A 13,782-nucleotide genomic window follows, 5' to 3' on the forward strand; every position below is an offset into this window, starting at 1 on the left:
TTATTTTTATATTTATGATTAAAAAAAGTGACATATTCAAATTAATTTATAGAAACTCATATAAGGATTTTATCAACTTTTATAATTTGTCTTCAGATAAGTTTTTTAATTTTTTAGTTACTGAATCTCCAGAAAAAATTGAAGATTTAGGGCAAAAAATGGCCTTGAAGTTATTTCGCAAAGCCTCAAAGGAAGTGCCATCTTACAATAAGTTTTTAAAAGATAAGGCCTTTAATACTAAAAACATTATAACAAAAAAAGAATTTAGCTCTTTACCTATTACTACCAAAAAAAATTATCTCAAGAAGTATGATTTAAATGATTTTTGTTGGAGTGGCAGTTTCCAGCAGATGAATTTAATTTCAGTAAGTTCCGGATCTACAGGCGAACCATTTTTTTGGCCGAGAGGTTTAGGTCTGGAATATGAAACGACGCTCGAATACGAAATTATTCTTAAAAACTTTTTTAAGGCAGATAAAAATAAGACTCTATTTATTGTCGGCTACGCTATGGGAATGTATGTTGCCGGTGTATTTACACTCAATAGCTTGATGAATTTAATAAAAAAAGGATATCCGCTAACGGCTGTAACTCCTGGTTCTGATAGAGATTCGATACTACGAATTATTAAAAATATTGGTAAATATTTTGATCAAGTTATAATTTCAGCTTACCCAGCTGTGCTAAAAGATGTGATTGATAAAGGAGTAAAAGAGAATTTAGGATGGGAAAAATATAATATTAAATTTATCTCTGGTGGAGAGGGTTTCAGCGAAGAATTCAGAAAATATATTTATAAAAGAATTGGGGTAAAAAACTATTATAAAAGTTCGATTAACACTTACGGTTCAGCTGACGCTGCGATTCTTGGCCATGAAACGCCTTTATCAATTTACATTAGAAAACTCGTCTCGGAAAATAAAGAACTACGTAAAGCTTTGTTTAAAGACGAAAGACTACCCTCATTACTTCAATATTACCCTCCATTTAAATATTTTGAGGAAATTGATGGAAATTTAATTTTCACTACATACGGCGGTATTCCATTAGTCAGATATTCTATTGGGGATACTGGAGGTGTTATTTCTTTTAATAAAATGACTGAAACACTGAAAAACTTTAATATTAATATTATAAAAGAAATGACAAAAAATAAATGTGGAGATGTTATTACTCGACTACCTTTTGTTTACTTATTTGGCAGAGCAGATAATACAAAAATATTTTACGGGGCAAATATTTATCCGGAACATATCAAAAAATGTCTTGAACAGAAAGATATCATGCATATAGTTACTGGAAAATACTTTATTGACATCCTACTTGACAGAAATCATAATCAGACTTTTTATGTGGCTGTTGAATTAGCTCACGGTATAAAAATAAACAAGAAATTAAAAAATAAAATAGCTAATACTATACATCATAATTTGCTTAAAATTAATCGTGAATATGAATATCTTCTGCGTACAGTCGGTCATCGTATTTTTCCCTCGGTAGAATTATTTACCTATGGTGACCCAAAATATTTTTCATCAAAAATAAAGCCAGAATATGTCAAAAAAGAATAATTTCTACAAACCACTATTACTTAACCCAAGAAGTAAAAATAACTTAGGAAAAATAAATAAGTTTTTAAAGACAGCAAATTTTATAGTGGATGAAATTGATAATCAAATATCTGAACTTTTTTATATCCGTCATCCAAAATCAATATTTAGAAAAGTAAAAAAGTCTGAACTGTCAAATTTTAGAAAATCATTTTATGAACAACAAGATAAAAAATTATTTGGTACTTGGGTATATTACCCCTGGAATAATCATCTTGTCCATTTTTTACCGGAGAGTTTACATACAGAAATTAGAACCTCCCGTAATAGGAATCTAATAACCAAAAAGGAACAAGAAAAATTTTATAATGCATCAATAGCAATAGCTGGTTTGAGCGTAGGTAATAGTTCGGTCGCTAATCTTCTGTATTCAGGAGGGCCGAAGAATATGCACTTAGCGGATTACGACCATTTAGCGGCTTCAAACATAAATAGAATTAGAACTACTTTTATTAATGTGGGAAAGAAAAAAACTGATCTGAGTGCACAAGAAGTTTACGAGGTTAACCCATATAGTAATTTAAAATTATTCAGAAATGGCCTCAATATAAAAAATCTAGATAATTTTCTATTAAAACCAAGATCAGTTGATGTTTTAATAGAAGAAATGGATAATTTATACTTAAAAGTACAAATAAGACTTTTAGCTCGCAAACATCGCATCCCAGTTATTATGGCAGCAGATAATGGAGATAATATTATTGTAGACATAGAAAGGTTTGATTTAGAACCGAATCGACCGCTTTTACACGGTGATGTACCAGAGAAAGAATTACTAGCAATTACGCCGGAAACGCCAAAAATTGAAGCGGCAAGAATTATTTCTCGTTGGGTGCATCCCGAAAATGTGGTACCAAGAATGCAAGGTTCTCTTTTGGAAATTGGAAAGTCTCTTTATACCTGGCCACAACTCGGGAACGCCGCTTTTTTAGCTGGATGTGCAATGTCCTATTTAGCCAGAAAAATAATTTTGGAAGAATCTCTTAAGTCAGGCAAATTCAACCTTTCTCTAGACCACGTTCTAAATCCAGAATATCAATCAAAAGATTTTCTTTTAAAGAAAAAAAAATCAACAAATGAATTTAAAAAGGTGTTAAATATACCATAATGGACCTATATCTTCTTATTATTATAAGTCTCTTTAATTTCTGGTTAGGAATAGCGGAAAATTCAAAAGCAAATTAAAGACAAAATTTCAAAAAACCCTTCATTAAAAGAAGAAATAAGGTTAGCCGATATGCGAGTATTGACTTCACCTCCCAAAAAACCCTCTGATAAATATATTGATCTCTCTACTAAAAACATAGCAAAATGGCGGAAAGCACTGCAGTCATTGGGGTTGGAGAAGAAAGATATTCCTGCCCAGGCCGGAGATATACTCTCACAATTAATTAAAAAATATCATGAGCTTCGAACCATTCCTTAAAATTTATTAATTTTAATAAGCAATTAATCGAATAATTATGGAATACAAAATCAAAAAAGACTGGTGGAAAAGCCAAGGTGGTTATTTTAATAATATCTACCTTGAGGGAGATAATTCATCGGAAGGATTTTTAAATTCACCTCTTGATTTAGACAATAGAACAAAAAAAGAAAGCGAGGGAGTGCAAAGACTCTGCTGTTTAAATAAAGGCGACAAGATTTTAGATTGCCCTTCAGGATATGGAAGACATTCATTAACTCTTGCGGCTATGGGCTTTGATGTGGTGGGAGCGGATATTAATGAGCAATTTTTAGCAGTTGCTAATAAAGGTTTACAGAAAGCAAAATTACCCAATATACGCTTTATAAAGAAAGATATGCGGGAATTGGATTTTAAAAATGAATTTAACGCGGTTATTAATATGTTTTATTCTTTTGGTTTTTTTGAAGATGAAACCGATAACGTAAAAGCACTCAAAAATTTTTATGCCGTATTGAAACCGGGTGGTAAATTTTTAATGCATACGCATGTTACTGTACCGAAATTCATGAAGGGATTAATAAAAACTCATGAAATCAGAACCTTAAAAACAGAAAAAAAACTTGAATTATTTAGACAGTATAATAAAGCAATTAAGCGTGAAGAAGGTCAATGGTTTTTATTGGATGGAAAAATAAAAAAGGAAGCCAGCGCTCCATACTCCATGAGAATTTATACTGACAAAGAATTTCAGACCTTATGTAAAAATGTTGGCTTTACGAAAGTTAAAATATATGGTGACTGGGATGGTACTGAATATAAAGATAAGTCTGAACTAATGATTGTAGTTGCGACAAAATAATATGATTTTAGATAAAAATAAAATTTATAAAAATTTGTTTTCTCTAAAAGACTGGGGTACTTATTACGGAAGCGACATAAATCGTATTTCTAAAAGCCTTGTCCAGGCTAATCCCGAAATCTTTGAGGAAGAAAGTAAAAATCGCGCTTTAACATTTTTTCGTCGGGTAAGCTCTCAGGTTCCAGCCTATAAAGATTTTTTGAAAAAGAATAATATTGATCCTGAAAAAATAAAAACCGCCAGTGATTTAAAGCAAGTTCCATGGATCGATAAAGAGAATTATTTAAAGCAATATCCGATGGAATCTCTTTGTTGGCATGGGAAAATGACCGCCCCTATTATTTCGGCTAGTTCTGGTTCTACAGGTAATCCATTTTTCTGGCCACGGTCTCCTGAAATAGAAAGAGAAACCACTTTTATCTATGAGCTTTTTTTAAAGGAGATATTTGAGATTAACAAATATAAAACACTTCTAATAAATGGTTTTTCACTTGGTATTTACATTGGTGGAACATTCACTCTTAACTGTTCGATGAGGATCTCGCAGAAGGCATATCCATTGACAATAATTACTCCGGGAATCAATAAAAATGAGATATTAAATTCTATTAAGAAACTACATCGGTATTTTGATCAGATAATAATAAGTGGCTACCCTCCTTTTATTAGAGATATTATTGATGATGGTCAAAAAATGGGTATCAACTGGAAAAAAATTAGATTAAAATTTTTTTTCGCCTCGGAATCTTTAAGTGAAGAATTTAGATCTTATATTTATAACAAAGTGGGTATTAGCGATAAGAGTTACTACTATTCATCAATGAATCTTTATGGTACTGCTGACGCAGCTATTATGGGTCATGAAACTCCCTTAAGTACATTTGTGAGAAGACTTTTTAGCAATAACAAAGATAAATGTAAAGAATATTTTGGAACAGATTATGTGCCGTCTCTTAATCAATATTATCCAATGTTTAAATATATAGAAATTGATAATAATGAAATTATTCTTACATCTTTTAACACAGAGATTCCTTTAGTACGTTACAATATTCATGATCGAGGAAAAGTGTTAACTTATCATAAGATAATTAAGCTCATAGAGTCATTTGGTTACACAGAAAAAAAGGCAGAAAAAATTACCGGAAGATGTTTTTGGCACTTACCTTATGTCTACTTATTTGGCAGAAGTGATTTTACAGTAACTGTTTATGGTCTTAATATTTATCCAGAAAATATTAAATTAGCTCTAGAATCAAAAGAATTAATTAGTTTAACCACGGGGAAATTTGTGTTAGAAACAGCAAATAGAGCCAGTGATCAGAGTCAATACTTATTAATTCACATAGAAATTTTGAAAGATATTCCAATTAATAAAGAATTAGAGAAAAAGTTCCGAGAAATAATTGTTAAATCTTTAAGAAAAGTCAATTTGGAATACAATCATTTATATCAGGCAATTAAGGAACGAGCTATTCCTAAAATTGACTTGAGAAAACAAGGAGACAAAACTTATTTCGCGCCGGCAATTAAACAAAAATGGGTAAAAAATTAATCAACAATAAAATACAAGATAAATTCAAGGTTTTTAGTTATCAAAAATCTCGTAATATAATTGAAAAAATCAGCAAAATAAAGGGTGTTAAAATAATTGATGAGTTTGATGAGCAGATAATTGAATTGTATAAATTTTTTAATCCGGGGGTATCTTTTAATCAAGCTCAGTATAATTTATTCAAGAAAAAATATTTTTCTAAAAGATCGTCAAAAGAGAAGGGAAGATGGATCTGGTATCCATGGAACAAAAGTCTGGTTCACCTTTTGTCGCCGAAGGATTTTCAGAGAATTCGTACTTCAAGAAATAGATATCTCATTACTGATCAGGAGCAAGAAGAATATCGAAAAGCATGTGTGGCTATTGCCGGGGTTTCTGTAGGGTCAAACATTGCGATAACACTGCGTTTACAAGGAGGCGCCCAACATCTCAAACTTTCAGATTTTGATATATTAGAACTTTCAAATACAAATCGGATAACGTTAGGAGTGCCTTATCTTGGAGAGGAGAAAATTGATATTGTTAAACAAAAAATATTAGAAATTGATCCATACACAAAGCTATCTTTATTTCCAAAGGGTTTAAATTCAAATAATATAAGACAATTTTGTCAGGGATCAGACATTGTTTTTGATGAGGTGGACAATTTACAAATTAAAGTACTTTTACGAAAATATGCCCGTAAATTTAAAAAACCGCTAATTATGCTTACTGATAATGATGACGGAGTGTTGGTTGATTATTACCCATATCATAAGAAAATAGATGTCCCATTATTTCACGGTTTACCTGATAATAAAGTACTCAATTTGATTAATGCTAAAAAACCTCCAACAAAATCAGAAATGGTTAAGCTAAGTTCTCAAGTAGTTGGTAAGCAAAATATTTCTCCGAGAATGATGAAATCTCTTAAAGCGGTAGGCAAGACACTTGTATCATGGCCTCAATTAGGTACTGCGGCTATTTTTTCCGGTGTTATTGGTGCTTATATGACCCGGATGATTATTAATGGGTATGATTTTCGCTTTCGCCGGCGATTGATTCGTTTAAATGATCAACTTATATGAATATATTATTCACTATTTTCACAGCAACATTAGGCATTATTATAGGTTATCTCGTTATTAAACAAAACCCACGAAACGCCATGCATTTGGCATTTATGGTATTTTGTGTTTCTTTAGCATTTTGGGCAGTTGCCAATTATTTTTCAATTTCAACTCAAGAAGTTTCAAACATTCTTTTTTGGATGAGAGCTGTAATGATTTTCGCTGTAATTATTTGTATTTCATTTTTTTTATTTATTCATACATTTCCTAAGTCGAAGATTAATCTTCAAAAGAAATATCTCTTTCCTTTGTTATTAGCTGGAGTTCTAACTTGTATTGTGTCCTTTTCGCCTCTACTTTTTTCTGAAGTAACATTTGACGAACAAGGAAATAGATCACCAGTAGTTAAACCCGGTATGTTATTATTTCTTATTGTAGCCGTTGGTTCCTTACTTTCAGCATTTATTATTCTAATTAAAAAAGTTAAACGTTCCACTGGTATTACTAAGATGCAGCTGCGATTTATTCTTGCTGGTACTTTTATTATGTTTTTTTGCATCCTTTTATTTAATTTGGTTTTACCAGTAATATTTAAGATTTCCACTTTTGTTAATGCGGCTCCATTTTTTATATTACCTTTTATTCTAGCAGTTTTTTATGCTATCACCCGCCATCGTCTCATGGACATCCGCCTGGTGGTCAAGCGCACTGCCATCTATGCTTCCACCGTTATTTTCCTCCTTCTCCTCGCCCTCGGTCTTTATTGGCTGGAAATGACTTATTTTAAGGAAATCATTCCTCCGGGTGTTTGGGGGCCAATTGTCCTTTTGCTCGGCTTAATCCTCTTTGAGCCATTAAAGAATTACCTAGAAAGAATTGCCAACAAATACTTCTTTGCCAGTATTTACAACTACCAAGCTACTCTGGAAAAACTGGCCCAGGAACTGACTTATTCTATTGATTTAGACCAAATTATTGATTCTATTGTTAAAACCATCCGGGATACCATGAAACTGGACCGGACTGGTGTTTTATTATTTGACCAAGAAACCCATAATTACCAGGTGAAAAGTAATATTGGCTTTTCCGTGGCTAACGGTATTTCTCTAGTCAGAAACAACTTTCTTACCAATTACCTTTTAGAAAAAAGAAAACCAGTTATTTACCAGGAACTGGAGTCTTTAAAAAGTAATCAGGGTGAAAAGTCGGAAATTGGTAAATTAAAGGCTAATATGAAAAGAATTGAAGCGGCCTTGTGTCTGCCTTTGATTATTAAAAATAAATTGATCGGTATCATTGTTTTGGGCGAGAAAATATCTAAGGACGCCTACACTAAAGAAGATCTACAGCTTCTTGATTCTCTAACCAACCAAGCCTCTATCGCTTTAGAAAACGCCCGGTTGTACCAGCAGGTGCAGGACTTTACCAAAACTCTTCAGCAGAAAGTGGATGAGCAAACCCGGGATATTAAGCAAAAGAATGTTGATCTTAAAAAAATGGCCAAAGAAGTAAAAGAGAAAAATGTCCACTTGGAGAAAGTTCTTAAAATTCAGTCGGAGTTTTTGGATATTTCTTCGCATCAACTCCGGACCCCGGTCTCGGTCATTAAAGGAGTATCTTCAATGCTGGCTCAGGGTGAGATGGAGAAGTTGCCTCCAGAAAAAAAGAAAGAATTCTACCAAAGTGTTTATGATAAAAGCGTGAAATTGGAGAAAATTATCAATGATATCTTAAGGGCTTCGGAGTTTGACGCGGTTAAATTTAGTTTAGACGATAAAACAGCTCTAATTTCACCGGAAGAAGTGATTGAGGAAGCGGTTAAAGAAGCAGAGTTGGAAGCGAAACAGAGAAAAATAAATTTAATCTGGCAAAAACCGGTTTCTCCCTTGCCGAAAATTTATGCGAAAAAAAAGTATTTAGTGGAAGCGATAGGTAATCTTTTGTCGAACGCCCTGAAATATACCCCTTCTCTTGTCCAAGTTAAGGAAGCCCGGAGTAAAAGAAGAAAAAAAGGCGTAGTTATGGTTGAGGCGGAAAAAGAGAAAGATAATATTCTGATTAAGGTTTCTGACAACGGTATTGGTATTCCCAAGAAAGAAATAAGTAAGCTTTTTACTAAGTTTGCTCGGGCCGAAAATGCTACGGATATGTACACAGACGGCAGCGGGCTGGGGCTTTTTATTGTTAAAGAAATTGTAAGTGGCCACCAGGGCCAGGTCTGGCTCGAAAGCAAGTTGGGCAAAGGCACCACTTTTTACATTAGTTTGCCGATTGCTAAAAAATAAAAATAACCTTAATTTAAAAGATAAGAAATCATAAAGAGAATAAAAAAAATGGGAAAAAAACCTAAAATCTTACTAATTGAAGATGACCGAGACCAAATCAAGATGTATCAGTTTAAGTTTGAGAAGGAGGGCTTTATTTTTCTGGCTGGCCGAAGTGGAGAAGAGGGGATTAAAATAGCCAAAGAACAAAATCCGGATCTTATTCTTCTTGATTTGGTTCTAATTAACGAAAACGGAATAAAAGTTTTAGAAAAATTGAAAAAGGATAAAGCCCTGAAAGACATCCCGGTTATAATGCTGACCAATCTGGCTAAAAATTCCATGAAAGAAAAAAGCAAAGAATCCGGCGCCACAGATTTTTTAGTTAAAACCCAGATTGATCCCTCTGAATTGATAAAAAAAGTTAAACAGATAATTAGTGAAAGTGGCTAAGTATAAGCCGAATACTTTTTATCCCTGTACCAAAAATCCGGCCTGCTAAAATATTGGTTCTATAATCTAATTTTAATTAAAAAAAATGGCTATAGCTTCTCAAGAATTAGGAAAAGACTTTGAACAGGAGGAAAGAAAAATGCTTCTCCAGGAAACTTCTCCTGAGGTTTTTGATACAGAAAAACTTTCTAAATTTGCTGAGGAAGAGCTTAAATTGAAAGAAATAAAAAAAGCAACCAAAGGTTTACTTGAAAAATATGTGGTAGAATATGGCTCGGAAGAAAAATCTTATTATCTTTCCAATAATTCCAATCATGATATGGAAAGAGTCTATCAAGATATGCTTTCTATTTATGAACAAATGCCAAAAGGGTCAGTACCAAGACCAGTTGAATATTTAGGTGATTCCCAATCAGTTTTTTACGAAGAGGTGAAGGGAAAAAATATTATGGAAAAAATTGGACAAATGCCGGAAGAGAAAAAAGTGGCACTATTTAAAAATATTGGCGAACGTATGAAAGAATTTCACAGCATGGATATTAATAGATTTGAACAGTCTAAAAAGATTCCAGATTCGGCCCTAGAAAATATTATGCAAACAGTGAGTATAAAATGTTTTGGGATTATTGAAAACAGAGATAGAAAGTTTAATCAGGAATTGAAGGCTCTTTACGAACAAATTATAAAAATGGAAAAAGAAATAAAAGAAAATTCTGAATTGGTCGTAAATCATGGTGATTTACATCCTGAGAATATTATTCAAGATGAAGAAGGTAGGGTGGGACTCATGGATTTAACTGATATTATGATTTCTTCGCGAGCCAAAGACATTGGTGGATTTTTTGAGCAGACGCGGGTAATGTTTAAGGAGAAAGGAGTAATAGTAGAGAAAAATAAGCTCAAAGAATACGAAAATTCTTTTTTAGAGGGATATAATAAAGATATAGATAAAAAAGAAATTGATTTTTATCGAGCCTGGCAGTTATGGCGTAACGCTATGTATTGTGGCACTAAGAAAGACCCTGATTTTAATGAAGCTCGAAGAGAATTAAGGGAAGCAACGGAAATAATTAAAGAAATTTCAGTTTAAATTTTATGAATTTTAAAGAATTATCAATATTTTTAGCAAAAGCCAAGCAGAATACCTATGCCAGTAGCGGTGAAGGGGGAGAGGAAGTATTAGCCGATGGGGCTAAGGAATTTTACTTTAAAGAAAATTCTTTTTATTATCGTGACCGTTATTATGGTTATAATCCATTTAGTGGGCAAGAAGTTGTTTTTTACAATAAAAAGTCAATTTGGACTATGAATTATTATGGAAAAGTTTTATCAGATAAAATTTCACCAAAAGAGATTTATAATTTTCTTAAAACGGCCTTATCAAAGGTCGATAAAAATAAGCCTTTCCGGGGGGCTTGTGATTTAATCAATGATAATTTTGAATATAAAAATAAAGCCAAGGGTAATTTAGCAGAATTTAGCGGCCGGGAAGAAATTTACTATAAAAAAAATTTAGTCTATAAACTAGATTATCACGGCGGATTGATTAATTAATAAAATTTCTGATTTGATTGATTTTATATATTTTGTTAATCTAAAGCATTAAAGTTCCTTTAAATACAATTAGGAGGATCAGTAATGAATGAAAAAGTTGTTAAGAAATTGTCTGAATTAGGCATTGCTTTTTTTGACGGAAAAGAATTTTCTCTGACTCAAAGCGGCAGTTTTTCTTTGGTAGCTATTAGCCATCAATCAGAAGAACCAGACAGATTTGAAATAGTCCTATTAAAAAATCTTGTTGAAAAGTTGAGCCGTGAAAATAGTGGTAGTACTCGCAGGAAAACTTTAGCCGGCTTTAATACTTATATTTTTAGAAAGCAAGACAGATGTTGGACATTTTGTCGCAGAAGAAATCCTCGTGGATGGTTTCCGCAAAAAAAAGTTTTGTCAGCTTTAATTGAAAAAAGTTTAGAATATTCGTCTTAGTTTTTTATTTAACTTCTGATCTTTTTAAAGGTCAGAAGTTTTTTTATTAAAAAAAGAGGGGTGTCAAAGACAACCCTCAATATATAGACTTTTTTTAGTTTTTTAATACTTTAAAAAATTATTATTTTTCAATATTATCTAACAATTCAGACATTTCTTGATAAAAATGAGCTTGTATTTTTTCAGTTAATTCTTTTGCCTCTTTTCCGGACAATAAAGAAGTTTTTCCATTTTCAAACTCCGCTACTTTAATGGAATATTCGTTTTCATTATTATTCATTTCGTATATAGCTTGATCTTTTGGTTCTAAACTAGATTTAATTTTAGCTTTATCAGCTAATGTTTCCATAGGGACGAAACTATTTAATTTATTAAAAGCTCTTTTTTCACCAATAAATTTATTAGTTTTATCATTATTAAGGACAATTCTATCAATTGAACCATTTGCTCCTTCATCTAAATAACTCATTGAAGCCTTTTCATTTCCATGTAATAGCCATTCACTTTCATTTGGTTCCATTTCATTATTATAGTTATCATCTGAATAACCAACTGTTGTTATTGATCCATCTGATGATTCAAGTCGCTTTACTGGAGTATTGCCCATTGTACCTTCTTGTCCTTTTTCATTTATAATAGATATTATTTTTTGGACTTTTTCAGCAGAATTTTCTACTAGTTTTTCAATTCTTTCTTTTGTTTTAATTTTTCTCCCTTCTCCTTTTTCCTGGGCTTTTAAAGATCTTATGCCGGGCATACTTAAAAGGGTTACTATGGCAGCTACTTTTCCGCCGTCTTTAATCTTTCTCCATAAAGTCGAGCTTATCTCTTTTTTATTCAAGGGTTTTTTTTCATTTTCTGGACCGTTTTTTGAAATTTCTTCAGGTGGGGATTGTTCTCGGTTTCTCATAATTTTTTAGTTTAATTATTATTTATTTTATTTTATAATTTTATTAAAATTAAGTCAAAATTCTCTATTTTACAAAAACCCATTTTTTTGTCAATATTGTATTATGACTAGAAAAGAACAAATGAAAAAAAGAAAAAAGGGAGCGCAAGCGCTCCCTGTACACAGAACTCTCTAGGCCGAAGACCTTATGGTGTAGCATCTTCGGGGTTAGCTCAGATACTTGGGTGGTATTCCAATAACGACTCTTATCTAACTGGCGTTAGATCCTCCTAGTCTCCCACCTATCCTATACTTTTCAATTCGCTCCCAGTAGAGCCAACGTAGGGGAGTCGAACCCGCTAGTCACGCGACACTTTTAAGTCGCTTTTCATTTCCCGTAGGTAAACTAGTGACACCATCGCTGTTTCTGTGCTAATATATCTTACTATAGCAATAAATTAAGTCAACTTATGGATAAAAACCAACAAATGAAACTAATTAAAGAAGAAGTTATAGCCTGTAAAAGATGTGAACTTAATAAAACTCGTACTTTGCCGGTAATCGGTCAGGGTTCTCATGAAGCAAAAATTATGTTTGTCGGCGAAGCGCCTGGAGCGCAGGAAAACAAAACCGGCCGGCCTTTTTGCGGGGCGGCCGGCAAAGTGCTTGATCAGCTTTTAGAGTCAATCGGAGCGGAGCGAGAGGAAATTTACATCGGTAATATTTTAAAGTGCCGGCCGCCCTCAAATCGTAACCCCGAGCTGGAGGAAATAGAAAGCTGCACCCCTTATCTTGACCGGCAAATTGAAATTATTCAGCCTCGGGCCATAGCGGCTTTGGGTAATTTCTCAGCCCGGTATTTGATGGAAAAATATGGTTTAGAGGATTTGATCCAGGGTATTAGCAAAATGAAAGGGCAGGTTTTTAGCCCTTCGGGCCAGGACTTTAAGTTAATCCCTCTTTTTCATCCAGCGGTGGCTACTTATAATCGCCATAAATTTGATGATTTGGCCCAGGATTTTAAAATTTTAAAAAAATATTTATGAATAAAAATAAATTAAACTACACCATACTAGGAGTAATTATTTTAGGGATTTTATTTTTATTTTTTTATTTTTACTGGCCGATTGTTAATGAAAGATATGTTTCTCCGCCGGCTGTTTTAAATATTCCTAATACCAATACGGTTATAATTGAACCAGAAGAAAAAATTTCACCTTATGATAATTTAAAAAAAGTGATTATACCCAAGCTAGGCCAGGAGGCGGTTTTAATCTTGCCGGAAAAAGATTTTATCAGTGACAAAAACGATTTTGTGGAAAATAATCTTGATAATGGAGTAGTGATGTATCCCAATAGTATAGAGGATTTAAAAAAAGAAAACTTAGCTCTTTTCGGTCATTCTTCTTCCATTCACCCCCGAGCCGAATACGCTTTGGTTTTTGTTAATTTGGATAAATTGGCTCTGGATGATGAAATTATTTTAATGGATAAAAATGACGAACAGATAAAATATAAGGTTAATCAGGAACCAAAAATTATTGAATCCGATGCTTCAGAAATTGTAGGAAAAAATCAAGGAGAGGGGATAATTACCTTGGTCACCTGCTGGCCGCCCGGGACAACGCAGAAAAGGATTTATGTGACGGGTCAATTAGCGGAATAATATAGTATGGTTTTAGGCTTAGCGGCGGGTAAGGTTTTGGTGG

General features: G+C 32.9%; 14 protein-coding genes. 13 read left to right on the forward strand and 1 reads right to left on the reverse strand.

From position 1 onward, the window contains the following. The first annotated feature begins 14 nt into the window (after positions 1-14). From U5L76_00815 to U5L76_00865, 11 genes are all read left to right on the forward strand, one after another. Entirely contained in the window at positions 15-1,571 is a 1,557-nt protein-coding gene (locus U5L76_00815) for a phenylacetate--CoA ligase family protein (protein ID MDZ7798139.1), read from the forward strand. After that, positions 1,555-2,718 (forward strand): ThiF family adenylyltransferase, encoded by a 1,164-nt coding sequence (locus tag U5L76_00820; GenBank protein ID MDZ7798140.1) that lies wholly within the window; start codon positions 1,555-1,557, stop codon positions 2,716-2,718. The genes U5L76_00815 and U5L76_00820 overlap by 17 nt, the downstream gene beginning before the upstream one ends. A gap of 129 nt (positions 2,719-2,847) precedes the next feature. Next, a complete protein-coding gene (locus U5L76_00825; protein MDZ7798141.1) occupies positions 2,848-3,036 on the forward strand; it encodes a hypothetical protein in 189 nt (62 codons plus the stop codon). A 37-nt stretch (positions 3,037-3,073) separates the two neighbouring features. After that, positions 3,074-3,877, forward strand: coding sequence for a class I SAM-dependent methyltransferase (locus tag U5L76_00830; protein MDZ7798142.1), 804 nt, complete (start codon positions 3,074-3,076; stop codon positions 3,875-3,877). A 1-nt stretch (position 3,878) separates the two neighbouring features. Continuing rightward, positions 3,879-5,432: a hypothetical protein gene (locus tag U5L76_00835; protein ID MDZ7798143.1), complete on the forward strand. Its 1,554-nt coding sequence runs from the start codon at positions 3,879-3,881 to the stop codon at positions 5,430-5,432. Further along, on the forward strand, positions 5,417-6,499 hold the full coding sequence (locus tag U5L76_00840) for a ThiF family adenylyltransferase (protein MDZ7798144.1): 1,083 nt from the start codon (positions 5,417-5,419) through the stop codon (positions 6,497-6,499). Before U5L76_00835 ends, U5L76_00840 begins: the two co-directional genes overlap by 16 nt. Next, positions 6,496-8,766: an ATP-binding protein gene (locus U5L76_00845; protein MDZ7798145.1), complete on the forward strand. Its 2,271-nt coding sequence runs from the start codon at positions 6,496-6,498 to the stop codon at positions 8,764-8,766. Before U5L76_00840 ends, U5L76_00845 begins: the two co-directional genes overlap by 4 nt. 48 nt (positions 8,767-8,814) lie before the next feature. Then, a complete protein-coding gene (locus tag U5L76_00850; protein ID MDZ7798146.1) occupies positions 8,815-9,198 on the forward strand; it encodes a response regulator in 384 nt (127 codons plus the stop codon). Between the two features lie 85 nt (positions 9,199-9,283). Next, positions 9,284-10,288, forward strand: a complete 1,005-nt coding sequence (locus tag U5L76_00855; GenBank protein ID MDZ7798147.1) for a phosphotransferase — start codon at positions 9,284-9,286, stop codon at positions 10,286-10,288. Between the two features lie 5 nt (positions 10,289-10,293). After that, positions 10,294-10,752: a DUF5680 domain-containing protein gene (locus U5L76_00860; protein ID MDZ7798148.1), complete on the forward strand. Its 459-nt coding sequence runs from the start codon at positions 10,294-10,296 to the stop codon at positions 10,750-10,752. 84 nt (positions 10,753-10,836) lie between these two features. Then, positions 10,837-11,184: a hypothetical protein gene (locus tag U5L76_00865; GenBank protein ID MDZ7798149.1), complete on the forward strand. Its 348-nt coding sequence runs from the start codon at positions 10,837-10,839 to the stop codon at positions 11,182-11,184. Positions 11,185-11,305: 121 nt separating this feature from the next. Here the strand turns inward: U5L76_00865 and U5L76_00870 are convergent, their stop codons facing one another. Further along, positions 11,306-12,094, reverse strand: a complete 789-nt coding sequence (locus tag U5L76_00870) for a hypothetical protein (protein MDZ7798150.1) — start codon at positions 12,092-12,094, stop codon at positions 11,306-11,308. Positions 12,095-12,543: 449 nt separating this feature from the next. Between U5L76_00870 and U5L76_00875 the strand changes: the two genes are divergently transcribed. Both U5L76_00875 and U5L76_00880 read left to right on the forward strand, forming a co-directional pair. Beyond that, positions 12,544-13,119 (forward strand): uracil-DNA glycosylase, encoded by a 576-nt coding sequence (locus U5L76_00875; GenBank protein ID MDZ7798151.1) that lies wholly within the window; start codon positions 12,544-12,546, stop codon positions 13,117-13,119. Then, positions 13,116-13,739 (forward strand): sortase, encoded by a 624-nt coding sequence (locus U5L76_00880; protein MDZ7798152.1) that lies wholly within the window; start codon positions 13,116-13,118, stop codon positions 13,737-13,739. The genes U5L76_00875 and U5L76_00880 overlap by 4 nt, the downstream gene beginning before the upstream one ends. Positions 13,740-13,782 lie beyond the last annotated feature (43 nt).

The organism is Patescibacteria group bacterium (assembly GCA_034520665.1).
In the GTDB taxonomy this organism is placed as follows: Bacteria; Patescibacteriota; Patescibacteriia; order JAXHNJ01; family JAXHNJ01; genus JAXHNJ01.

Excerpts from the sequence above, each read along its gene's own strand:
- U5L76_00815 (MDZ7798139.1), top strand. The coding sequence starts at position 15 with ATGATTAAAAAAAGTGACATATTCAAATTAATTTATAGAAACTCATAT.
- U5L76_00820 (MDZ7798140.1), top strand. The coding sequence starts at position 1,555 with ATGTCAAAAAAGAATAATTTCTACAAACCACTATTACTTAACCCAAGA.
- U5L76_00825 (MDZ7798141.1), top strand. The coding sequence starts at position 2,848 with ATGCGAGTATTGACTTCACCTCCCAAAAAACCCTCTGATAAATATATT.
- U5L76_00830 (MDZ7798142.1), top strand. The coding sequence starts at position 3,074 with ATGGAATACAAAATCAAAAAAGACTGGTGGAAAAGCCAAGGTGGTTAT.
- U5L76_00835 (MDZ7798143.1), top strand. The coding sequence starts at position 3,879 with ATGATTTTAGATAAAAATAAAATTTATAAAAATTTGTTTTCTCTAAAA.
- U5L76_00840 (MDZ7798144.1), top strand. The coding sequence starts at position 5,417 with ATGGGTAAAAAATTAATCAACAATAAAATACAAGATAAATTCAAGGTT.
- U5L76_00845 (MDZ7798145.1), top strand. The coding sequence starts at position 6,496 with ATGAATATATTATTCACTATTTTCACAGCAACATTAGGCATTATTATA.
- U5L76_00850 (MDZ7798146.1), top strand. The coding sequence starts at position 8,815 with ATGGGAAAAAAACCTAAAATCTTACTAATTGAAGATGACCGAGACCAA.
- U5L76_00855 (MDZ7798147.1), top strand. The coding sequence starts at position 9,284 with ATGGCTATAGCTTCTCAAGAATTAGGAAAAGACTTTGAACAGGAGGAA.
- U5L76_00860 (MDZ7798148.1), top strand. The coding sequence starts at position 10,294 with ATGAATTTTAAAGAATTATCAATATTTTTAGCAAAAGCCAAGCAGAAT.
- U5L76_00865 (MDZ7798149.1), top strand. The coding sequence starts at position 10,837 with ATGAATGAAAAAGTTGTTAAGAAATTGTCTGAATTAGGCATTGCTTTT.
- U5L76_00870 (MDZ7798150.1), bottom strand. The coding sequence starts at position 12,094 with ATGAGAAACCGAGAACAATCCCCACCTGAAGAAATTTCAAAAAACGGT.
- U5L76_00875 (MDZ7798151.1), top strand. The coding sequence starts at position 12,544 with ATGGATAAAAACCAACAAATGAAACTAATTAAAGAAGAAGTTATAGCC.
- U5L76_00880 (MDZ7798152.1), top strand. The coding sequence starts at position 13,116 with ATGAATAAAAATAAATTAAACTACACCATACTAGGAGTAATTATTTTA.